Here is a 22860-nt window from a genome sequence, read left to right as displayed (position 1 = left end):
GGTAACGCCGCCGATCTCATTCGTCAAACTTGATTACTCGTCGTCGCCGGGATCCGGGACACCCGTCGCGTACGGGTTCTCCTGTCCCTCGGCGAGTACGCCGATGAAGGGTTCCCCCTCCCCCGCGAAGGTGTACGCGCCGCCCTCGATGCGGGCGATCAGCCCGCGCGTCCACTCCGCCCCGGCGTCCGCCGAGTGGACCCACATGTTCATGATCTCGCCGATGTGACCGAGCGACCCGGGCCCGGCCTCCGGCGTGTAGTACTCGGTGACCGAGGCCCGCCAGGCCGCGAGACCGGCCACCCGCTCCTTGAGCAGCGCGACCGCCTCGGCCCGCTCCAGGTCGACGATGCCGCCGAGGCCCGCCGACAGCACGTCCAGCTTCTGGTCGTACGAGGTCAGCGCCGCGCGCAGCAGCGCGAGGTACTCCTCGTTGCCCCGCTCGGTGATCTCGTACTCGGTACGGGGCGGGCCGCCCGCCGTGCTCGGAGCGGTCTCGTGGGCGATCAGCAGTCCCTGCTTCGCCATCTGCTTCAGCGCGTGGTACACCGACCCGGGCTTGGCGTTGGACCACTCGTGCGCACCCCAGTACTCCAGGTCGTTGCGGACCTGATAGCCGTGCGCCCGGCCGTGCTGACGCACGGCGCAGAGGACCAGCAGCCGGATCGCGGACATGTCACGCACCCCTTCTATTCAACTTTGATCAGCGTAGCCGCCCGCCTCGGCGACCAGCTCGAACGCGGTACGGCCGTCCAGGGACTCCCGGATGATGTCGGCGTGCCCGGCGTGCCGGGCGTGCTCCTCGACGAGATGGAGCAGCAGCCAGCGCATCGACACCCGCCCCTCCTTCGGGAACCAGGGCGCGTCGGGCAGCGGGAAGGTGTCGTCCAGGCCGGGCACCGAGCGGATGAACGTCTCGACCTCGGCCGCGACGCCGTCCCAGAACTCCAGCATCCGCTCCACGGTCTCGTCGCCGACGAGCCGGAAGCTGTCCGCCCAGGTCTCCTCGGTCCGTGAGGTCTCGCTCGGCCGCCGCTGGGCCATCCGCAGCCAGTTCAGCTCACCCTCGGCGACATGCTTGAGCAGCCCGGAGAGGGAGAGTCCGCTGGCGCTGGGCCGGCTCGCCGCCTGCTCCTCGGTCAGTCCGATGAGCGAGCGCCGGATCGCGCCGCGCTGCGCCTCGACGAAGGAGAGGAACGCGCCGCGCTCGTCGCCGGAGTTCTCCGCGGGAACGTGAGTGACCATGATGACCGCCTCGGTGAGCTGTGCCGGTTTCTTCCTGACACCGGCCAAGCTAAGGACCCTTGCGGTCAGCTTCTGTCCTGGATGCCGCGGAACGGCGCGTCAGAAGGGGAACGCGCTCCGGCCGTACTGAATGGACATCCACGTCTCGGTGGTGAAGGCACGGACGGTCGCCTCGCCGTTCAGCCTGCCGATCCCGGAGAACTTCTCGCCGCCGAAGGCGACCAGCGGATCGTCCTGGACGGTGGAGTCGTTGACGTGGAACATGCCGCTGACGACCCGCTGCGCGAACCGCACTCCGCGTTCGGCGCCGCGGGTGTGCACGGCGCCGCTCAGCCCGTACGGGGTGTCGTTGGCGATGCGTACGGCATCGTCCTCGCCGTCGAACGGCACCAGCAGCGCCACCGGGCCGAATATCTCCTGGGACAGCAGCGGGGAGTCCTCGGGGAGCCCGGTGAGCACGGTCGGCTCGACGAGGTTGCCGCGGGTCCCGCCCCGCACGAGCGCGGTGGCCCCCTCGGCCAGCGCCTGGTCGACCAGGGCGGTCAGGGCGTCCGCCTGGAAGGTGCTGATGACCGGACCGATGTGGGTCTCCGGGTCACGCGGGTCGCCGGTCCTCAGCGCGGCCACCCTGGCGGTGAACTTCTCGGTGAACTCCCGCTCGACGCCGCGGTCCACCAGGATGCGGTTGGCGGCCATGCAGACCTGCCCCTGGTACACGAAGCGGCTGAAGACGGCCGCGTCGACCGCGTAGTCGATGTCCGCGTCGTCCAGCACCACCAGGGCGCTGTTGCCGCTGAGTTCGAGGATCGTCCGCTTGAAGTGCCCGGCCGCGATCGCGCCGACGTGGCGGCCGACGCGGTCCGTGCCCGCGAAGGAGATCACCTTGGGTACGGGGTGCTCGATGAACGCGTTCCCTATTTCGGCGACATCGGTGATCAGGACGTTGAGCAGCCCGGCGGGCAGGCCCGCCTCCTCGAAGATCCTGGCGATCAGTCCGCCGCCGACGACCGGGGCGTTCTGATTGGGCTTGATGACGACCGCGTTGCCGAGCGCGAGGGCCGGCGCGACGGACTTCATCGTCACCAGGAAGGGGAAGTTGAAGGGGCTGATGACCCCTATGACGCCGACCGGCTCGCGGTAGAGACGATTCTCCTTGCCGTCCGTCGGGGAGGGCAGGATGCGGGCTCGGGGGCGCAGCGTCCGATGGATCGCGTCGCGCAGGAATTCCTCGGCGACCCGGACCTCGTACTCCGCCTTGAGACGGGTTCCGCCCAGTTCGTCGACGATCGCCTCGACAATTTCGTCGCGCAGTTCCCCGATGACGTCCAGGGCGCGTTCCAGAACCCCGCGGCGCTCGTACGGGCCGGTGGTGGCCCAGGACCGCTGGGCGCGCTCGGCGGCCCGATAAGCGAGGTCGACCTCGTGCGCGGTCGCGATGGTGATCGCGGCGAGTTTCTCCCCGTTGTAGGGATTGAAATCGATGATGTCCCACGAGCCGGTTCCGGTCCGCCACTCACCGTCGATGTACTGGTCGGCCAGCTCGTAGAAGAAGGACATGCGATCCCTTAACTCAGGTGCAGACTCCCGTCGAACCGCCATCGTACTGATGAATCAGGTGAGTTGGAGTAGACCACGGAGCAGATCACGGCTCTCCTCGGGGCCGGGACTGTCCTCGTGCAGCCGCGCCATGGCCTTTTCGTACTGAGCGACTTCTTCGGCCTTGTCCAGATAGAGCGCACTTGTCAGCTGCTCCAAATATACAATGTCCGACAGATCCGATTCGGGGAATCGAAGCATCGTAAAAGAACCGCTCTCTCCGGCATGCCCACCAAAACTGAAGGGCATCACTTGAAGAGTGATGTTGGGCTGTTCCGACATTTCGATCAGATGCCGCAATTGTCCGCGCATGACTTCACGGTCGCCGTACGGCCGGCGCAACGCCGCCTCGTCCAGTACGGCGTGGAAGCGGGGTGCACGTTCGGAGACGAGGGCCTTCTGACGCTCCAGCCGCAACGCGACGCGGCGGTCGATCTCGACGGCGGGGGCGTCGCCCATGCCCCGGGCGACGACCGCGTGCGCGTAGGACTCGGTCTGCAACAGGCCGTGGACGAACTGGACTTCGTACACCCGGATGAGCGATGCCGCTCCCTCCAGACCGACGTACGTCTGGAACCATCCGGGCAGCACGTCCCCGTAACTGTGCCACCAGCCCGCCATGTTGGCCTCACGGGCCAGGCCGAGCAGGGCGTCGCGCTCCGCCTCGTCCGTGACCCCATAGAGCGTGAGCAGATCCTCGACATCCCTGGCCTTGAAGCTCACCCGTCCCAACTCCATGCGGCTGATCTTCGACTCGGAAGCCCGGATGGAGTAGCCGGCCGCCTCCCGGGTGATGCCCCGGGAGTCGCGCAGCCGCCTGAGCTGTGAGCCCAGCAGGATGCGCCGCACCACAGATCCACTCGACTCGCCTGCCGCCACTGGTCCGATCCTCCCCATCGCTTCCTGGACACCGGGGCTCCCCCTGAACCCCAAGTGCCGGATTCTGCCACCAAAACGCTTCAGCCCGTACTCATTCGATTACGGAGATGAGAAGGCCCACGGAAAGCTACGAAAATACACGCAGGAAGAAATGACCAAGAACCGGCACGGGTTCGGACAGGTCCGGCGCGTGCACGTGCATCTGCCCTTGCATCTGCCCTGCGCATTCGGAAGCATGGCTCTCGCGCACCTGCGTGCTCGTTCGTGTTGTGCCGCTGTACCCCGTAGTACCGATACAGCCGCGAATCCCGGGAGTGCCTCGCATGGGGACGAATGGATCGACGATGCTCGAGCCGTTAAGGCAGGGGCTTCCCCCCATCGATCCCTCAGCCGTCTCCGGCTCGGCCACCTGCACACTGCCCGCCCGCTACGAAGCCGTGGGCGGGGCACGGCGGTTCACCAGGAAGACGCTGAACGGCTGGGGGCTGGACGAGCGCTTCGACGACGTCGCACTGGTCGTCTCCGAACTCGTCACCAATGCCCTGCGGCACGCCCTGCCCGGGGACACCGCACCGGACTTCCAGGAAGCGCCCGTACGGCTGCACTTGATGCGCTGGAGCTCACGCCTGGTGTGCGCCGTGCGCGACCCCAGCCAGGAGAGCCCCGTCGCCGCCGAGGCGGCCGACTCGGCGGAATCGGGCCGCGGTCTCTTCTTGGTGGAGTCCTTCAGCGACTCCTGGGGCTGGCACCCCTCCCCCGCTCTGGGGGCTGAGCACCTGAACACCGCGGCGGCGCCGCGCGGCAAGGTGGTCTGGGCGCTGTTCCGGCTGTCCGACAACTGACGGCGCGCGCCCGGCGCGTGGCCGTCACCGGCCGATCGCGGCGGGCCGGGCCGGACGCCGGCCCGGGGATTCGGTCAGCCGCCCGCTATGAGGTGGTCGAACTCCCCGTCCTTCACCCCGAGAAGCAGCGCCTCTATCTCGGCGGGCGTATAGACCAGGGCAGGCCCGTCGGGGTGGCGTGAATTACGCATCGCCACATCCCCGCCGGGCAGTTTCGCGAACTCCACGCAGGAGCCCTGGGAGTTGCTGTGTCTGCTCTTCTGCCAGACGACTCCGCGAAGCTCTGTGGCCGCCATGCCGTTGTACACGTGGTGCACAGGACGCTCCCCGAGTTGCAAGGTGCAAGTGTCAACAGTCTCGGATCATAGCTCTGTTCAAATATCCCTGCATGAGCAGATGCATGCGCGGATGCACGTGCACGGGGGGTGTTCCCGCGATTACAGCTTTACGGCGTATGCATAGACGCGCGGGAGGTCTGTTTGGCTCCGTCTACCCCGAGCCGGGCACCCCATCCCCGGGACTCGCGCCGGTGGCTCGGCGCGGTCTTTCGTCGACGAGGGGGAATTCCACGTGCACACCGTCATGCGCACCAGCGGCGTCATCATCGCCGGAATCGTCACCGCCGTCGCACAGACCGGCTGCGGCAGCGGCAACGAGAAGAGCGACCCGGGCAGCGGCTCCGACGCCGGGAAGCCCGGCCGGGCCTCGGGCGGCGGCGGTGGATCCGACGCCGGGGCCGACGCGGCGGCGCTGGAAGGCGGTTGGGCCGGAAGGACCGACGGCAAGGCGGTGATCCTGTCCGTCGCGTCCGGGAAGGCCGAGCACGTCACCGAGCGGCAGGCCTGCACGGGCACCGTGAAGGAGACGGGCAGGGTGACGCCGGCACGGAAGTGCGCCGACGGCGACACCGCCCGCACCACGGGGTCGGTCGTTTCGAACGACGGCAAGACCGTCAAGGTGTCCTGGGACGGCGGGACGGAGGACGCCCTGGCCAAGACCGAACCGGGAGCGATCCCGTCGGGTCTGCCGGGCCTGCCGACCCCCTGACGGCCGACCGCGCCGCCCGTCAGTCCGCCCGGTCCCGGGGCCGGGCCGGCTTCGGCGTCCCGTCCAGCCCCCGGGAGAACTCCTCCAGGGCTTCGAGGAGCAGACCGGCCCCGTTCCGCACGAACAGGTCCGCCCCGCCTTCGCCCGTCCGCTGCCGCGCGTCCCACGCCTCCAGCGCCTCGCGCACCTCCGCCCAGTCCGGTACACGCCGCTCCCGCACCTCCTTCGCCCCTTGTTCGGTGGCCCGGCGCAGCGCCTCGGCCAGGCGCGCGGCGGCCGGTACGGGGGTGGCGCCGCCGCACGGGAGGTGGGCCTCCAGCAGCATCGCGACCCGGCCGAGCTGGGCGAGGGCGTGCTGGGTGTCGTCGGCGGCGGCACGGGACAGGCCGCGGTTGCGCACCGGTTCGTGCTGGGCGGTGGCCAGCGCCTCCTGCCAGGCCACACGCGCCTCGCGAGTGTCGAGGAGGGCGGAACGGACGTCGTCGTGACCGCGCTCGGCCGGATCGGCGTACTGGTCGACGACCGAGGCGGCGTACCGCCCGTCCGCCTTCAGCCAGTCGCCGAGCCTGCCGCGGAGCCTCGGGGTCTCCCAGGCCGGATAGGCGGCGTACGAGATCATCGCGAGCAGGCCGCCGACGAGGGTGAGGACGACCCGTTCGAAAACGGTCTGCGACCAGGCCTCGCCCGCCATGCCGAGCAGGAAGACGACATACGCGGTCACGCACACCTGGCCGACGACGTATCCGGTGCGCATCAGCAGATACATCAGCAGGGCGCAGACCACGGCGAGCAGCGCGGACGACGTCACGCCGGGGTGGGCGGTCCGGACGATCGCGGTGGCGAGCGCGACCCCGACGATCGTCCCGCCGAAGCGGGCCACGGAACGCCCGTACGTCTGGGAGAACTCCGGCCGCATCGCCATGACGGCCGCCATGGGCGCCCAGTAGCCGTGGCCGAACGGCAGCGAGACGCCGATGAGGTAGCCCACGGCGACGACGACGGCGACCCGGACGGCGTGCCGCAGGATCGGTGAACCGGGGCGCAGTTCGGCCCGCATCGCCCGCACGACGACCGGGACCATCCGCAGCAGGGTGGGGCGGCGGCGGTGCGGGGCGCCGGGCGCCTCCTCCCCGCCGGCCTTGATGGCCTCGGCGGCCTCCTCGGCCTCGGCCTCTTCCTCCTTCGTCCCCTCGCCCTCGGCCGTCTCGATGACGTCGGAGAGCAGCGCGCCGAGCCGGTCGGCGGCACGGCGGGGCGGGCCGGCGAGGAGGGAGCCGGTGTCGGGGGTCTTCAGTACGGCCACGGCGGACGGGGAGAGCTTGACCGGGTCGCCGTGGCGGATCGCGCGTGCCGCCGAGTCGAGCACGGATCCGGCGGCGGCGAGGAGCTCGCGGACCCGGTCCCGCTCCGGCCCCTCGGCCGGCACGCCCATCGCCGGGTCCGCGAGCGAGGCGAGCACCGGCCTGATCCGTTCGGCGACACCCCGGGAGCCGCGCAGTTCGGGCGGTCGTCGGCGGGCCTGCCAGGGCGTGACGGCGGCGGCGTTGCGGGCCTTCATCAGCGGTACCGGGTCGAAGGCGGCGAGCGGGTCGTGGCGCAGCCGCCGCGCGTAGTCGGCCTCGGCGGCCAGGGCGTCGGCGAGGGCGTCGCGCTGGGCGCCCCATCTCCGTACCGGGAACAGGACGATCAGCGCGGCCTGCACCACACCGCCGAACAGGATCATCGCGGCGTGCACCGCCGAGTTCGCGACGGAGGTGGGCAGGGTGACCGTCACCAGCATGATCGCCACGTTCGACGACGCGATGATCCCGCCCGTCGGCCCCGCCGCCCAGGCCAGGCCCGCCAGGAACGTCCAGAGCACCAGCAGGGCCAGGAACAGCGGCGTGCGGGAGCCGGTGAGATAGCCGAGGAACGTCGATGCGGCGAGACTCGCCCCGGAGACCAGGGCGAGGACGGGCCGCGGACGCCAGCTGCGCTGGAACGTGGCGATGGCCGCCTGGAACGCGCCGAACGCGGAGCTCGCGGCGACGACGGGCCCGAAGAACGCGAGGCCGACCCCGATGACGAGGGCGAGACCGACCGCACCGCGGATCGCGATGAGCGGTTCGAGACGCCGCCGCTCGATCGTCAGCCCCGAGCGGGCCGTCTCCTTCAGCGCCCGGAGCCAGCTCATGCCCAGAGCCTAGCCGGAACAGCCGATAAGCCCGAATTGCCCCAATAGCTGCCGGAGAATTCACGGGAGGGCCGGCCGACGGAGCCGCCGGCGCGGCCCCGGGACGGCCGCCGGCACGGAGGCGGCGCCCGAGGCGCCTATCGGCTCCCCCGCCCGTCGTCGATCCCCCGGCCGCTCCCGCCCGTCCTCGCCCGGTCCGCGGCGGCCGTTCCGTGGGTCCATCCGTCCAGGTCCGTGGCGCCCCGGACGCGCGTGGTCGTGGTCTCGGGGAACATCCGCTCGGCGGTGTCCGTGACCGCCATGTCGCGGGCGGCGAGGACCGGGAGCAGGTGCGGGGTCGCGGACCCCGCGGCTCCGGCTCGGGTGGCGGCCCCGGCCTCCTCGGCCTCGGCATCCGCGGTGACACGGGCGGCGTCGGCGGCGAGCCGGCTGCCCAGGCGCTGGGCGTACGCCATCAGGAAGGACTGCCGAAACGTCTTGGTCCGCCTGCGTCCACCGGCCCGCTGGCCCGCCTCCGCCTTCGTCATCGCCACCGTGCCCTGGACCAGCAGGGAGGTGTACAGCAGCTCCACGGCGTCCAGATCCGGATCGAAGCCGACCACCGTGGAGAAGCCGAGGTCGCCGTTCCACACCGCGCGGCAGCGGTTCGCGGAGGCGACCGCGTCGAGCAGGATCGCCTTCGCCGTCTCGTACGGGGCATCGACCCCGATCCGGCACGCCCCGGGCGCCTCCTTGCTGTGGGTACGGGCGGCGAGCAGGGCCTCGTCGATGGAGTGCCGGGCCATCAGCTCCTGCGCCTTGGTGGTGAGGGCCTCCGCCTCCTCGGGGAAACCGGTCGCCTCCGCCTTGGCGAGCAGGGCACGGATCCGGGTCAGCATCCGGGGTTCGTCGTGCGCGGGCGGCAGGCGGAGTCCGTGCGGGAAGGCGCCGGGCGGGGGACCGACCGGTTCGATGACGGGGAGCCGGAGCAGCAGTCGGTACAGGCCGAGAAGGGCGGAGGCGTAGGCGAACCGGTCGGGCCGGTTCCGGGCCGGCGCGGCGGGCAGCCCGTCGAGCTGGGAGCGCCAGCGGGGCGGCAGTCGCTCGTACCGTCCGGTCTCCGAGCCGATCAGCCCGGCGACGAGTCCGACGGCGGTCTCGTCGAGTTCGCGGCGGACGATGCGTACGACATCGGCGGGGAGCCAACCGCGCTCCCAGGCCCGGCGGACGAACTCCTCACCGCGCCGGTGCAGTTCGGCGTCGACCGCGGGGTGGGCGGCCAGGAGGGAGGCGCCGGTGTCGAGACCGGCGTCGCCGTCCGAGTAGAGGGCTGCCGCGAATGCCTGGTCGATCACCGGTTCCATGAGGTCAGGGTAGGCAGGGCGGTACGGCTCGGTACGCCTGGCCCCGCCCCCGTGGACGGGCATCGGCGGCCGTGACCGCGCAGCCTGTCGGGCGCCGGCCCCGGCCGTGGCGCGACGGCGCGCGGACGCGGACCCGTCTGTCCACACCCTGTGGATATCGAACTCCCGAGCGACCACCCCGTGGGGCGCCCGGCCCGGTGAAGCGCCCCGGGCCGGGCCGGGCGGTGCGATTGGTCCATCCAGCCCGACCCGCTGACGATGCATCCGCTTTCATCCTTATATCCAGGTTTCGCGTGCTTTTTATCCAGGTTTCGCGTGCTTTCATCTCGCCATGGAGGCGATCAAGTGATGACCGGAGACCGACAGCAGGACACGCACGCACGGGCGATCCCGTCGCGGCGGCGGGTACTGGCCGCCGCCGCGCTCGCACCGGTGCTGACCGCGGCAGGGCCCGCCGCCGCCGCTCGCACCCTGCCCGCGACGATGCCCGGGACGGGGCACACCGGGCGGATCGAGCCGGTGCGTACCGACCTGGCGGACTGGGCGGGCGTGGCGAGAGCGCTGGGCCGCAGCGGCAACATGCTGCGCGGAACGACGTACCACACGGGCTTCCCCCGGCGGGACCTCCACGTGGTCTCCAAAGGCGTCCTCGTCACCCCGGGGCTCGCACTGGGCACGCATGTGGCCTTCGTCCGTTACGCCGACGGCTCCACGATGCTGATGGGCGACGTGGTGGTCACCGAGAAGGAACTGCAGCGGGTGACCGACGCCTGGCAGGCGCACGGAATCGAGCAGACCGCGCTCCACAAGCACCTGCTCTCCCAGATCCCCGACCTCTGGTGGACCCATGTCCACGCACACGGCCACGACGCGGTGGCCCTGGCCCGCGGTCTGCGCGCCGGATTCGACCGCACCGGAACCCCGCCCGCCGTGCCGCCCGGCCCCGCGACCACGGTCGACCTGGACGTCGCGGGCATGGAGGCGACGCTCGACGCCAAGGGTTCCGTCGAGGACGGGCTCTACAAAATCATCTTCGTTCGGCGCGAGACCATCGCGGACGGCCATCTGATCCTGCCGCCCGGTCTGGGGTCGACCACCGCGTTCAACTTCCAGCCGCTGGGTGGCGGGCGTGCCGCGCTCAGCGGCGACTGCGCCATGCTCACCGACGAGGTTCCGCACGTACTGAAGGCCCTGCGACGCGGCGGGATCGAACTCGTCGAGCTGCACAACCACCACCTGGCGGAGGCCCCCCGCCTGTTCTTCACCCACTTCTGGGCCGTGGGTGACGGCGTCGAGCTGGCACGGGCGCTGCGCCCCGCGGTGGACGCGACCAACGTCGTACCGTCCGGCTGAGGACGGCACCGCACGCCGGACGCGCCGGTCCTCCCCGGCTGCCGGGCCCCCACCGGCCCCCGCCGTCCCCTCGGCCCTGCCCCCACCGGCCGGCCGGGGTCGCCGGACCGATTGCGCCGGTCCAGCGATCCCCGCCACCGAATCCGTTCTTCATATGGACCAATCGGCCCGGAGCGGCGCGTGTCCGCGCGGACGACCGGGCACCCATGTCCCGTCCAGCCCGCCCATTCCTCGAACCACCCGTCAGATCCCCCTCTGGAGCTCCGTATGGAACCAGTCGCCGGCGCACGGTACTGCCCGTTCGACTACGCCGAGGCCCTCGAATTCGACCCGGTGCTCAGGCACTTGATGACCGAAGAACCCGTCTCCCGCATCCGGCTGCCGCACGGTGACGGCGAAGCATGGCTCGTCACCGGCTACGACGACGTGCGCACGGTCACCACCGACCGGCGCTTCAGCCGGAGCGCCATCATCGGCCGGAACTTTCCGCGCATGACCCCTGAGCCGATCGTCCAGGACGAGGCCATCAACGTGATGGACCCGCCGGGCAGCAGCCGGCTGCGGAGCCTGATCTCCAAGGGCTTCGCGCCGCGTCACATGGAGCGCATGAAAGTGCGTACCCAGCACGTCGTGGACGAGCTGTTCGACCGGATGGAGGAGCACGGCGCCCCCGCCGACCTCTTCGAGCACCTGGCGGCCCCGCTGCCCCTGACCACCATCTGCGAAGTCCTCGACATTCCCGAGTCCGACCGCGCGCAACTGCGCGTCCACGCCCGGACCATGATGGACACGACCGTCGAGAACCGGGACAACGCGATCCGGTCCAAGGCCGAACTCCGCGCCTATTTCCAGACGTTGACGGCACAGCGGCGCGCGAACCCGGGCGACGACCTGATCAGCGCGCTGGCCACGGCGCGCGACGGGGACGAGATCCTCAACGACCAGGAACTGACCGTCATGGCCATGGTCCTGATGATCACCGGCCAGGACACCACCACGTACGAGCTCGGGAACATCTCCTACACGCTGCTCACCAGGCCCGACGAGCTCGCGATGCTGCGCGAGCGACCCGACATGCTCCCGCAGGCCATCGAGGAGCTGCTGCGCTTCATCCCCTTCCGCAAGGGCGTCGGCATCCCTCGGGTCGCCACCGAGGACGTGGAGCTCAGCGGGGTGAGGATCCGGGAAGGCGACATCGTGCATGTCTCCTATCTGACGGCCAACCGCGACCCACGGAAGTTCGACCGGCCCGACGAGCTGGATCTGGAGCGCGAGAATCCGTCCCACATGACGTTCGGCTGGGGCGGACACCACTGCCTCGGCGCGCCGCTCGCCGCCACGGAGCTCCAGGTCGCCATCGGGACCCTGTTGAAGCGCTTCCCCGCTCTGAAGCTGGCCACACCGCCCGAGGAGGTGCGCTGGAACAAGACCTCGATCTGGCGCTACCCCCTGGAACTGCCCGTCAGCTGGTGACGGGGGCGGTCGGGCAGCGCACCGGACCTCCGCGCACGGACTGCGACTGTCCTGGATGACGAGTCGCGGCAGGGCGCCCGGCGACCCGGCACGGTCCCGGGACGTCGGGCGCCCTGCCGCGCTTCGGCGCCCCGCCCGCACCGGCTCGACATGCGGCCCCGATCGGCCTGCCGTAACGTGGTTCCGACGGCCACCCAGCCGTGGCGGATCAACGTTCGATCAATGACCGATCAACGTCCGCCCACGAACGGCTAGAACTCAGTCTTTCGACGGTCGGCCCGTCCGCGCCCGTTCCAGGGGTACCGAACCCGGCGCAGGAATCCACCGAAGCCCTGTACCGCGCCGCGCGTACGGGGCCGTGGTGGCCGTTCCCGCGTCGGCGGACGCCCCCGTGACCGTCCCGGGCCCGGCGGTGTGGACCAAGTCCGCTAGGAGGAGTTCCATGGCGGTTCTCTGCAAGCCGGCCATCGCGGTTCCCGAGTACGTCATCACCAACGAGGAAACCCTTGAGCTGGCGCGACGGTTGCACGGCGACCATCCGCAGATCGACCTGGTTCTTCGGCTCATCGAACACACCGGGGTGCAGAAACGGCACCTGATCCAGCCGATCGAGAAGGTGTTGCAGCACCCGGGCTTCGACGCCCGCAGCATCACGTACGAGGAGCACACCAAGGCCCGGGTGCCGGCGGTGGTGCGCCAGGCACTCGACCAGGCCGAAGTGGAGCCGCGGCAGATCGACTTGATCGTGTACGTCTCCTGCACCGGCTTCATGATGCCCCCGCCGACGGCGTGGCTCATCGGGGAGATGGGCTTCCGCCCGGAGACGCGCCAGCTGCCGATCGCCCAACTCGGCTGTGCGGCGGGCGGTGCGGCGGTCAACCGGGCCCACGACTTCTGCAGGGCCTACCCCGACGCCAACGTGCTGGTCGTCGCCTGCGAGTTCTGCTCGCTGTGCTACCAGCCCACCGACGTGGGTGTCGGATCCCTGTTGTCCAACGGCCTGTTCGGCGACGGCATAGCCGCCGTGGTGCTGCGGGGCCGCGGCGGCACCGGGGTCCGCCTGGAACGCAACGGCTCGTTCATCATTCCGGACACCGAGGACTGGATCTCCTACGCGGTGCGGTCCACCGGGTTCCACTTCCAGCTCGACAAGCGTGTTCCCGGAACCATGGAGCCCCTCGCTCCGGCCCTGAACGCCGTGGCGGAGGAACACCATTGGAACGCGGGCAAGATGGACTTCTACATCATCCACGCGGGCGGCCCGCGCATCCTGGACGATCTGAGCCGCTTCCTCGACGTGCCGCCCGAAGCGTTCCGCTTCAGCCGGGCCACGCTGACCGAGTACGGCAACATAGCCAGCGCGGTCGTGCTCGACGCCCTCGGCCGGATGTTCGACGAGGCTTCGGCCCTCGACGGCCACCGCGGACTGATGGCCGGCTTCGGCCCCGGCATCACCGCCGAGATCTCCCTGGGCACCTGGACGACGGACCCCGATTAGACCTCGGCCCGCCCCGGCATGCGAGGACCCGCGGGGCCCGGGGATCCGGGGACGGGGATCCGGGAATCCGGCAATCCGGGAATCCGGCGATCCGGCGACGGGCCGCGGGGACGGGCCCCGGCACCGGGAGGGGCTGGACGGGGCGGGGCGGAACCTCGCGCGACGGTCCGCGCCGCGCGAGGTTCCGCCCCGGCCTGCGCCGTGTCCCGCCCCGGCCTGCGCCGTGTCCCGCCCCGCGCTGCGCCGTGTCCCGCCCCGCGCCGCCCCACGCGGTCCCCGGCTTCCCGCCGACTCGCACGGTCCCGGCTTCCCGCCCGACCCGCGCCACCGCCCCCTGTCAGTGCCGGGTGCCAGACTCGGCCACATGACCGAACGTTGGGCTCTGGCTGCCACGGAGACCGGCGGCGCCCTGCTCGCCCCGCTGGACTCCGCCGGCCTGCCCACCGCCCCGGTCCTGACCGAAGCGGACCTCGTGGAGGCCGTCCGCTCCCGCCCGGAGGTCACCCGCTGGGTCTGGCGGTCCACCGCCGAGATCTACCCGCGCCTGCTCGCGGCGGGCGTCCCCGTGACCCGCTGTTACGACGTCGAGGTCGCCGAATCCCTCCTCCTCGGCCACGAGGGCCGTCTCGGCGAACCCCGCTCCGCGGCGGCCGCCCACGCCCGTCTGCACAGCGCCCCCGTTCCCCCCGACCCGCCGCCGCGGTCCGCCGAGCCCGGTTCGCAGTCCTCCCTCTTCGAGCCGCAGTCCGGCACCGACCTGCCGTTCGACGACCTCCTCCAGGTCTACGCGGACCAACTCCGCCGCCATGACGCCACCGCGCACCCGGGCCGGATGCGCCTGCTGACGGCCGCCGAATCGGCCGGCATGCTGGTCGCCGCCGAGATGAACCGTTCCGGTCTCCCCTGGCGCGCCGATGTCCACCGGGACGTGCTCCAGGAACTGCTCGGCGAGCGCTACGCGGGCGGCGGCGAGCCGCGCAGGCTGGCCGAGCTGGCCGACGAGGTGTCGGCCGCCTTCGGCAGACGGGTCCGCCCCGACCTCCCCGCCGACGTCGTGAAGGCCTTCGCGCAGGCCGGCATCAGGGTGAAGTCCACTCGGCGCTGGGAACTGGAGGAGCTGGACCATCCCGCGGTGGAGCCCCTCGTCCGGTACAAGAAGCTGTACCGGATCTGGACGGCACACGGCTGGAGCTGGCTCCAGGACTGGGTGCGCGACGGGCGTTTCCGCCCCGAGTACCAGCCGGGCGGCACGGTCAGCGGGCGCTGGACGACCAACGGCGGAGGGGCGCTGCAGATCCCCAAGGTGATACGGCAGGCGGTCGTCGCCGACGAGGGCTGGCGCCTGGTCGTGGCGGACGCCGACCAGATGGAACCCAGGGTCCTGGCCGCGATCTCCCGCGACCGCGGTCTGATGGAGGTGGCGAGCCATGACGGCGATCTCTACACGGCGCTGTCGGACCGGGCCTTCCACGGCGACCGGGACCACGCCAAACTCGCCCTGCTGGGCGCGATCTACGGCCAGACCTCGGGCGACGGCCTGAAGAATCTGGCCGCCCTGCGCCGAAGATTCCCGCTGGCCGTGGCCTATGTCGACGACGCCGCGAAAGCAGGCGAGGAGGGGCGCCTCGTACGGACGTATCTGGGCCGGACCAGTCCGCCCGCGGCCGAGAGCGGGGACGACGACGAGGCCGGCATTCCGCAGGAGAGCGTCGAACAGCTTTCCGGCGACGGCGAGTTCGCCCCGGGCCACGCATCGTCCCATGCCCGCGCGCGGGGCCGCTTCACCCGCAACTTCGTGGTGCAGGGCAGCGCCGCGGACTGGGCGCTGCTGCTCCTCGCAGCCCTCCGCCAGTCGCTCCGCTCCGCCGGGCTCCGGGCCGAGTTGGTCTTCTTCCAGCACGACGAGGTGATCGTGCACTGTCCGCGGGAGGAGGCCGAGGCGGTCGTGGAGGCGATCCGGTCGGCCGGTGACATCGCCGGACGGACCGTCTTCGGCGACACACCGGTGCGTTTTCCGTTCACGACGGCGGTGGTGGAGCGCTATTCGGACGCGAAGTAGCCTGCCCCCGCCACCCGCTCACGCACCGGAGCCGGGCGTGCCGGACTCCCCGTGCCCCCGTTGTTCACCCGTGCCCGGCCGCGCATCGGGTCCCGGCGCGGGCCGGGCGCCCGGAGCGGCCTGTTCGCCGAAGCCGGCCAGCCCGTGGTCGTAGTGCGCGGGACGCAGATGCTGATGACGATGCCGGGCATTGAGCCGATGGATGACGAACGCCGCGATCGCGATCATCACGAGGACGACCACGACAGTGACCAGGGTGTCCATGCGATACCGGCCCCCTTCGACGCGCAGGCCGACAGAAGCGGCTCATCGGGAGCCGTACACATCCAGGCTACTCCGCGGCCGGAAGGACGCCCCTCGGCCGGGCTCAGCCGCAGCCGCACCCACAGCCACACCCACGGCCGCATCTGCACCCGCACTCATGTCCGTGCCCGTGCCATGTCCGTGCCCATGTCCGTGCCCATGTGCGTGTCCGTGTCCTGCCGTGGATGCGGAAGGGCCCGGACCGGAGGAGAAGCTTCGGCCCGGACCGGGCGCGGCGCGCGCCCCGCGAGGGAAACCCCGGGGCACGCCCGCGCGGGGGTGGTGCGCCTCCGCCGTGCTGCGTGTCTACCCGCGTTCCCACAGCGCGGGGACGTTCGGCGGTTCCCAGCCGGCCATGGCCGAGTGCCCCTGCAGACAGCGGTACGCGACCCCGCCGTACGTGACGCGGTCTCCCGCGTTGTAGAGCGTCCCGGCCGCCCAGGTGGAGCCGGGCGGGTCGGTCGGCGGATCGGTGGGCGGATCGGTCGGATCGGTCGGGTCCTGGGCGACGTCGAGGACGAAGTCGAAGGTCCCTTCCTTGGCGGAGCCGACGGCCCGGACGTTCATGAGGAGCGCCGGGTCGAAGAGGGTGTCCGTGTTGTTGCGCGGCTCGTCGGGGAAGTACAGCTGGGTGGTCAGGATGCCCGAGCCGGGAGCCTGGGCCTTGACATGGATGTGCCTCGTTCGGCCCGGGTACAGCCCCGGCACGATCGTGGTCAGGGTGAAGGCCCCCGACTGATCGGTGAACTGGTGGCCGCGGAACGCGTATCCGCTCATGTCGTACGCGCCGTTGGTGTCGGCCTGCCAGAAGTCGAGGAGCACTCCGGGGATGGGCTTGCAGGCCCGCCCGAAGACATAACCGCTGACGGTCAGCCGGACACCGGGCGTGCTGCCGGTCACCAGGCTCGTACGGAGCGGGGAGTTGGGCTTGAAGTAGGGCCCCTCGATCTGCTCGTGGGTCGGGCCGTCGCCGTCGTCGCAGTTCGGGGTGGGGGCCAGGGGCCGGCCCCTGGTACCGGCGTCGCGCGCCAGCGCGACGCCACCGCCGGCGAGCAGCGGGACGGTGCCGACGACGAGAGCGGCCTTGAGGAGGGGCTTGCGGCTGATCCGGCGGTCGTCGCCGGAACCTTCGGTCACTTCTGGGGTCATGGCTGATTCCTCGGGATGGGGGGAAGGGCACGTGCATGACATAGAGCGGAGCGGGGTGCGCGCCGCCCGGCCGGGAGGCCGGAGCGCGAGCCGGGCGGGCGCGGCATTCGGCGGCGGCCTCGCCCAGGGCCGCCGGGGCCGGGGCCTTCCGTTCGGATCGGGCCGGATCGGCGCCACCGTCCCACCAGGGCGTGCCGGCGCGGTGTGATCCGGACGAGAGGCCCTGGGGCGTGTCGGCCTACAGCTGCTGCCAGAGCGCCGGCACGTTCGGCGGCGTCCAGCCGGGCTGCGCCAAGTGCGCCTGCAGGCAGCGGTAACCGCTGGAGCCGTACGTCACGACGTCGCCCGCCGCGTACGTGGTCCCCGCCGCCCAGCTGCCGCCCGGATCGGTGGGCGGGTCGGTCGGGGAGCCGCTGGTGACCAGGGTGAGTCCGTACGCCTGGAGCGCCGGGTTCACCGGCTGGAAGTACGTCGTACCGCCCTGGGAGCAGTTGCCGGAGCCGCCGGAGGTGACGCCCTGCGCCTGGCTGCCGGAGATGAACGAACCGCCGGAGTCGCCCGGTTCGGCGCACACATTGGTGCGGGTGACGCCGGAGACGGTGCCCTCCTGGTAGGTGACGCTGGTGTTGCGCTGCTGCACCGTTCCGCAGTGCCAGCCGGTCGTCGAGCCCGAGCGGCAGACCGACGAACCCTCCAGCGCCTCGGTGGATCCGGTGACCGTCACATCGCCGTTGCCGTAACCGTTGACCAGGGCACGCGGCGTCCAGTTGGTGTGGGTGGCGACCCAGGAGTAGTCGCGGCCGGGGAAGGTGGAGCCCTGGAAGGAGCCCTGGGCCTGCTGGTTGTAGCCGCTGGTGCTGACCCCGGGTGTTCCGCAGTGACCGGCGCTGACGAAACCGGACTGGCCGCTGCCGCGCTTCACGGGGAAGCCGGTGGAACAGCGCCCGGAGCCGTTCATGTAGTACGCGTCACCGCCCCGCAGATCCGTGAAGGTACGGGGCCTCTCGGCCGACCGGCTCACCGTCACCACCCCGAGCGGCACGTCCGCCGAGGCGAGGAAGGCATCGGCGGCCGAGACGCGGGCGGCCCGCACGACCACGCGGTTGGTGGCCATGTCGACGTACCAGACGGGTATGCCCTCCGGGGCCTTGTGCAGCGCGACCCGGTCCAACGCAGCCTTCGCCGCGTCGAGTTCGGCCAGGCTGTGCTCGACGACGACGGGCCGGGCGCCGGCCCGGCGGATCCGGTCGGTGTCCGTCGGATCGGTGGTGGCGACGGTCAGGGAGGCGTCGTCACCGCGCACCCGGGCCCCGGCGAAGTCCGCGCCGAGGGAGTGCCGCAGCCCGGCGGCGACGGCCGCCGCCCGGGACTCGTGGCCGATCCTGTCGCGCGCCTCGGAGGCGGTCAGTCCGAGATCGCGCCGCATGGCCTGCAGCAGACCGGGCGAGAGCTGTCCGGTGCCCGCGGCGGCGGGGGTGGGAAAGTGGGGAGCGGGATCGGCAAACGCGCTGCCGGTCAGACCGGCCAGCGCGAGCACACCGACGGCCACGGTGGCGGTGCACGCGGCCAGGGCACGTCTGCGGAGGATGGTTCTCTCCACGGAACTCTCCTTGACTTCGGGGGAATTGCCGCCAACGTAGCCGCGTACACGTCACCCTCAGGAGATCCCGTTCTCCCCCTCACTTCACGTTATGGGGCCGTTGACCGAAAGCCCTTAGGCTCCGCGCATGGCCACGCATGAGCACGAGATCACCGAGCCCGTCGACCTGTGCCTGCCGGACGGCCGGCTGAACCCGGCGGCCCGCGGCTGGTCCAGACAGCCGCTGCACCGGGCGAATCTCCGGGGCTGGGGGCGGACCAAGCGCTGGGAGTACTGGTGCGTGACCACCCCGACCCATCTCGTCGCGCTGACGGTGAGCGACCTCGACTTCCTGGCCCTGAACACGGTGTACGTACTGGAATACGGGCCGCAGGGGCGCGAGTTCGAGCGCACCGCGATCGTTCCCGGCGGGCGCGGCGTCCGTCTCCCGGAAGTGATCGCGGGCGCGGCCGGCTCACCCGCCGTGGTGGTCGGTCCGCGGCGCCCCACCGGCGGCAGGGTCAGGATCGAGATCCGTGCGGAGGACGGGGGCACCCGGCTGCGGGCCCGTTGCCTGACGCCTCGCGGACCGCGGGGCAGCAGAGGCACGCGGGGAACCGAGGAGGCCGTGGAAACCGTGGAGGTCGACCTCTTCGCCTCTCTGCCCGTCGGTCACGAGACGTTGTCCGTCGTCGTGCCGTGGAGCGGACGCCGCTTCCAGTACACGTCGAAGCACACGGCCCGCCCCGCCTCGGGTACGGTCCGGATCGGTGACAGGGTCCTGGAGTTCGGTGAGGACGCCTGGGCCGTGCTCGACCACGGCCGGGGGCGCTGGCCGCGCTCGGTCGACTGGAACTGGGGGGCCGCCTCGGGGCGCACGGGCGGCCACACGGTGGGGCTGCAGTTCGGCGGCCGCTGGACCCGGGGCACGGGCGCGACCGAGAACGCGCTCTGCGTGGACGGTCGACTCACCAAGATCGGCGAGGAGTTGGAGTGGTGCTGGTCACCCACCGACTTCATGGCGCCGTGGACCGTCACGTCCGCGGGCGACCGGCCCGCGGTGGACCTGACGTTCACCCCTTTCCACAACCGCTCCACCCGCACCGACGCCGGTCTGATCGCCAACCGCACCGACCAGTGCTTCGGCCACTACACCGGTCTCGTCCGGGACGACGAGGGCCGCGAGATCGCCGTGGATCAGCTCCTCGGCTGGGCCGAGGACGTCCATATGCGCTGGTGATCTCCCCTTGCCGCCGCCGGTGCCCATAGGTTCGATCCATGCGAACAGGTGAGCTTCTGGGTACCGGGCGGTCCGCGGATGTGTACGCGCTCGACGAGAAATGGGTCCTGCGCCGTTACCGCGACGGAATGGACGCCACCCATGAATGGACGGTCATGTCCTACCTCAGCGCCCACGGCTACCCGGTCCCCCGGCTCGGCCCCCGTGACGCCGAAACGGCTCGCTGCGACCTGATGCTGCAGCGTCTGACCGGTCCGACGATGCTGCGGTCCCTGCTGACCGGAGACCTCTCCGCGGCCGAGGCCGGCGCCATGCTGGCCGCCCTCCTCGCCGAACTCCATACCGTCCCGGCCCGGCTCTCCCCGCACCCCGGGGACCGGATCCTCCATCTCGACCTGCACCCGGACAACGTGATGCTGACGCCCCGGGGCCCGGTGGTGATCGACTGGAGCAACACCGGGGAGGGCGTGCCGGCCGTCGACCGGGCCATGTCGTCCCTGATCCTCGCCCAGGTCGCGGTCGATCCCCGGTCCCCCGCGTCGGCGGGTGCCCGCGCCCTGCTGGACGCCCTGGTCCCGCACCTCTCCGCCTCCGGCGGCATACCTGCCCACCACCTCGCCGAAGCCGCCTCCCGGCGCGCCGCCAACCCGACGATGAGCGCGCACGAGGTGGCTCTCATCGACCGGGCGACGTCACTGATCACCGAGCTGACACGGTGAACCGACGCGCCGCACCCCGGCCCGGGTTCCGGCCGAGGTCACCACGAGGGTGACCACCCCGACGACACCGCTCGGCCGAATTCCAGGGCCGGTGCTGGGAAACGCCGCGATTCCGGGCGCCCACGCGGCCGGTGCGACAGTGGACAGCCTGGGCCGCGTCTTCGGAGCGGTCTACGCCGGGTACGGTCTGGCGTGGCTGTGGACCGCCCGCCGGACACCCGTCCCGGCACGCGCGGTGCGGTGGCTGTCGGGTGTCTTCCTGCTGGGTGGACTCAGTCGCCTGCCGTCGCTCGTGGCGGGGTGGCCGAACTCGTCCCAGCTGGTGCCGGCCGCGATCGAACTCATCCTGCCGCCTGTGTACTTCTGGCCGGCGGACGCGGATGAACGGGTGGCGTCGACGACGCTGTCGCACGCGGTCTCGCGGGCACAGGACCGAGCGGCGCCCCCGTTTCACCCTCCCGGCCACGACGCACCGCCACCGGAACTCCCCACCTCACGCGGGTTCATGGATCACCGGTTCGCCGGTCCGTTCCGTCACGCCCCGGGCATGAAAAAACCCCAGGTCACGGCGAGTGAGTCCTGGGGTAATTCCGAGCCGCCTTCGGGATTCGAACCCGAGACCTACGCATTACGAGACCGTGAGCGATCATATTGCCCGGTGCTGGATGCTGCCGCCTCGTGACGTTTCCGCTGATCAGAATAGGTGCACCGGGTTGGGTCGTGCTGCCTCGTCATGCACCGTCCAAAGGCGTCTGTCCACCGGCTGTCCACCGGCGCACCTCACCGCTCACCACGTAGTGACCACCCGCTGGCTCGCTGGCACCACGGATGCTCATCCGGTCACCCAGCCTCGTACGCTTGTAGAGACCCAACAAGCGCTCCCTGCATCGGCGCTCCGCAGCTGGGCACGCCTTCTTTCTAACGGTCAACCTCGATCGTTCAGCATCGCCCAGGCCCGCCGCCAGAGTCTCCTTCGACTCGGCGTGTCCCGCAGCATGGCACCCCCGTTGACCCGATACGGTGTGCCGACACAGCCGCGGAGACCGGCTGGCGGTCGAGGACCCCTCCCGGGACGGGTCCGCCACGGGCCAAAGGGTGCGATACCCCGTCTCCTCGCGACGCCAATCACAGCCAAGACGGCTTTCCTCCCGCTGACCGGGCAGCACCTCCATTCGAGGATAGGCCCGTCATGCCCTACGCCAACGACAAAGCCTGCCGCGCGCAGTGCCGCCGACTGCTCGACCTGAGTGCCCACGATCTGAAGCCTCTGCTCGATCCGGCCGGACGGCTTCACCTGGACACTCCAGACCCGTCCCAGCAGATCTTCCAAGCGATGCTGCAGCTCTGTCTGTTCAGCCGCCACCGCGAGCACGCCTTCGACCGCATGAGCGGGCGCACCTTCCCGGAATTGCTGTTGTACTACAGCGTCGTGCTGCCACGCCCGGACCGGCTCGTTCTGCGTCTGTCCTGCGCTGCCCGCGTGGCGCGCTACCTCCTGCCGACACTCACCGCGGCATCGGACAAGCCCGCCGAGCTCACCGGCCTTCCGGGGCTTCGCCTGGAAAAGGCCGGCCGCCGTAGCCTCCTGATGCGGCACCTGCCTACCGGTGGCCGCCTGGAGTTTCAGGACAGTAGGGAGCAGTTGGGGGGGTTGGGACATGCAGCTGCTCAACGAGACCGAGCAGGGGCGGCAACTGCTGAAGGATGCCACGCACATTACGTCGGCCGAGGAGAGCTTCGCCCACTACTGGGCTCCCACCCCCTGCACCGCCTTGCGCAGCGCCCTGATCACCCGTGGGCACCTGTGGTGGTCTACCTTCGCCCACGACGCCGTCACCGAGTACTCCCGCCGCCCCGGGGGCAAATACCGCATCCGCTGGGCGAAGGGCCACCTGGTGGACGAGCTTGGTGGACTGTTGACCACGTCGGCCGTTGCCATTCCCGGCGCCATCTACACTCCTGCAGCCTGCCGGGGTGATGCCGGCATTCTGCGCCTGGCTGATGCCATGGTCGAGCTCGAGGGCCCCCGTACGGCCACGGATGGCCAACGGGACGATGCCGGCTGACGCGTACTGGGGCTTCGGCCCGCCCAGCTTGCGGCCACCCTAGTACTGCAACGGTGTTTGTCGTGACGAGTAGTCAGTCGGTGGAGCGTGTCCTCGTTGTTTGTAGTGGCTGGTGTGGGCTTGGTGTTGTCGTTTTCGGCGCCAGGTTGACCAGTGCAGGATGTGGTCGATGGGTGCGGGCCGTCGGTTGGTGAGGCGGTTGATCAGGCGTCTGATCTCGGCGAGGCTGAGGTGGATGAGCTGGGAGGATCCGTTTCTGCTTTCCCGGTGTCGAGCTGGCGGGCCCGCAGGACGGT

The 22860-nt window shown here is 71.0% G+C and carries 19 protein-coding genes and 1 pseudogene; 10 read left to right on the top strand and 10 right to left on the bottom strand.

Going from position 1 to position 22860, the window contains the following annotated elements; genetic code table 11:
• Positions 1-33 precede the first annotated feature (33 nt).
• From ACZ68L_RS32580 to ACZ68L_RS32565, 4 genes are all read right to left on the bottom strand, one after another.
• Positions 34-675, bottom strand: a complete 642-nt coding sequence (locus ACZ68L_RS32580) for a PadR family transcriptional regulator (RefSeq protein ID WP_376284767.1) — start codon at positions 673-675, stop codon at positions 34-36.
• An 18-nt stretch (positions 676-693) separates the two neighbouring features.
• Positions 694-1245 (bottom strand): DinB family protein, encoded by a 552-nt coding sequence (locus ACZ68L_RS32575; protein ID WP_469584392.1) that lies wholly within the window; start codon positions 1243-1245, stop codon positions 694-696.
• 99 nt (positions 1246-1344) lie between these two features.
• A complete protein-coding gene (locus ACZ68L_RS32570) occupies positions 1345-2802 on the bottom strand; it encodes an aldehyde dehydrogenase family protein (protein ID WP_469584198.1) in 1458 nt (485 codons plus the stop codon).
• 54 nt (positions 2803-2856) lie between these two features.
• On the bottom strand, positions 2857-3738 hold the full coding sequence (locus tag ACZ68L_RS32565) for a helix-turn-helix domain-containing protein (protein WP_469584389.1): 882 nt from the start codon (positions 3736-3738) through the stop codon (positions 2857-2859).
• Positions 3739-4064: 326 nt separating this feature from the next.
• Here ACZ68L_RS32565 and ACZ68L_RS32560 point away from each other — a divergent pair, with 326 nt between their 5' ends.
• Positions 4065-4562: an ATP-binding protein gene (locus ACZ68L_RS32560; RefSeq protein WP_469584195.1), complete on the top strand. Its 498-nt coding sequence runs from the start codon at positions 4065-4067 to the stop codon at positions 4560-4562.
• 74 nt (positions 4563-4636) lie between these two features.
• On the opposite strand, the gene ACZ68L_RS32555 is transcribed toward ACZ68L_RS32560, so the two are convergent.
• Positions 4637-4879, bottom strand: a complete 243-nt coding sequence (locus tag ACZ68L_RS32555; RefSeq protein WP_266746995.1) for a DUF397 domain-containing protein — start codon at positions 4877-4879, stop codon at positions 4637-4639.
• 253 nt (positions 4880-5132) lie between these two features.
• Here ACZ68L_RS32555 and ACZ68L_RS32550 point away from each other — a divergent pair, with 253 nt between their 5' ends.
• Entirely contained in the window at positions 5133-5609 is a 477-nt protein-coding gene (locus ACZ68L_RS32550) for a hypothetical protein (protein ID WP_469584191.1), read from the top strand.
• A gap of 19 nt (positions 5610-5628) precedes the next feature.
• Here the strand turns inward: ACZ68L_RS32550 and ACZ68L_RS32545 are convergent, their stop codons facing one another.
• Both ACZ68L_RS32545 and ACZ68L_RS32540 read right to left on the bottom strand, forming a co-directional pair.
• Positions 5629-7782 (bottom strand): FUSC family protein, encoded by a 2154-nt coding sequence (locus ACZ68L_RS32545; RefSeq protein WP_469584188.1) that lies wholly within the window; start codon positions 7780-7782, stop codon positions 5629-5631.
• Between the two features lie 137 nt (positions 7783-7919).
• Positions 7920-9125, bottom strand: coding sequence for a DUF2786 domain-containing protein (locus ACZ68L_RS32540; protein WP_469584184.1), 1206 nt, complete (start codon positions 9123-9125; stop codon positions 7920-7922).
• A 348-nt stretch (positions 9126-9473) separates the two neighbouring features.
• Between ACZ68L_RS32540 and ACZ68L_RS32535 the strand changes: the two genes are divergently transcribed.
• From ACZ68L_RS32535 to ACZ68L_RS32520, 4 genes are all read left to right on the top strand, one after another.
• Positions 9474-10478 carry a DUF1259 domain-containing protein gene (locus tag ACZ68L_RS32535; protein ID WP_469584181.1) on the top strand — a complete coding sequence of 335 codons (1005 nt, stop codon included), beginning with the start codon at positions 9474-9476 and terminating at the stop codon, positions 10476-10478.
• 267 nt (positions 10479-10745) lie between these two features.
• On the top strand, positions 10746-11951 hold the full coding sequence (locus ACZ68L_RS32530) for a cytochrome P450 (RefSeq protein ID WP_469584176.1): 1206 nt from the start codon (positions 10746-10748) through the stop codon (positions 11949-11951).
• A gap of 442 nt (positions 11952-12393) precedes the next feature.
• Positions 12394-13449 (top strand): type III polyketide synthase, encoded by a 1056-nt coding sequence (locus ACZ68L_RS32525; RefSeq protein WP_469584172.1) that lies wholly within the window; start codon positions 12394-12396, stop codon positions 13447-13449.
• 364 nt (positions 13450-13813) lie between these two features.
• A complete protein-coding gene (locus ACZ68L_RS32520; RefSeq protein WP_469584169.1) occupies positions 13814-15508 on the top strand; it encodes a bifunctional 3'-5' exonuclease/DNA polymerase in 1695 nt (564 codons plus the stop codon).
• An 18-nt stretch (positions 15509-15526) separates the two neighbouring features.
• Here the strand turns inward: ACZ68L_RS32520 and ACZ68L_RS32515 are convergent, their stop codons facing one another.
• The 3 genes from ACZ68L_RS32515 to ACZ68L_RS32505 form a co-directional block, all read right to left on the bottom strand.
• Entirely contained in the window at positions 15527-15772 is a 246-nt protein-coding gene (locus ACZ68L_RS32515; protein ID WP_469584166.1) for a hypothetical protein, read from the bottom strand.
• Between the two features lie 345 nt (positions 15773-16117).
• Positions 16118-16960 (bottom strand): dioxygenase family protein, encoded by an 843-nt coding sequence (locus ACZ68L_RS32510; protein ID WP_469584162.1) that lies wholly within the window; start codon positions 16958-16960, stop codon positions 16118-16120.
• Between the two features lie 238 nt (positions 16961-17198).
• A complete protein-coding gene (locus ACZ68L_RS32505) occupies positions 17199-18560 on the bottom strand; it encodes an alpha-lytic protease prodomain-containing protein (RefSeq protein WP_469584159.1) in 1362 nt (453 codons plus the stop codon).
• 127 nt (positions 18561-18687) lie between these two features.
• Here ACZ68L_RS32505 and ACZ68L_RS32500 point away from each other — a divergent pair, with 127 nt between their 5' ends.
• From ACZ68L_RS32500 to ACZ68L_RS32485, 4 genes and pseudogenes are all read left to right on the top strand, one after another.
• Complete coding sequence (locus tag ACZ68L_RS32500) at positions 18688-19779, top strand: DUF2804 domain-containing protein (RefSeq protein WP_469584155.1); 1092 nt, start codon at positions 18688-18690, stop codon at positions 19777-19779.
• A gap of 38 nt (positions 19780-19817) precedes the next feature.
• On the top strand, positions 19818-20498 hold the full coding sequence (locus ACZ68L_RS32495; RefSeq protein ID WP_469584150.1) for a phosphotransferase: 681 nt from the start codon (positions 19818-19820) through the stop codon (positions 20496-20498).
• A 49-nt stretch (positions 20499-20547) separates the two neighbouring features.
• Positions 20548-20886, top strand: a pseudogene (locus ACZ68L_RS32490) (DUF4345 domain-containing protein); the annotation flags it as partial.
• Positions 20887-22156: 1270 nt separating this feature from the next.
• A complete protein-coding gene (locus tag ACZ68L_RS32485; protein WP_469584146.1) occupies positions 22157-22564 on the top strand; it encodes a hypothetical protein in 408 nt (135 codons plus the stop codon).
• Positions 22565-22860: the final 296 nt, after the last annotated feature.

This window comes from Streptomyces sp. NPDC104309 (assembly GCF_055584025.1).
This window is presented reverse-complemented; position numbering and strand designations above follow the sequence as displayed.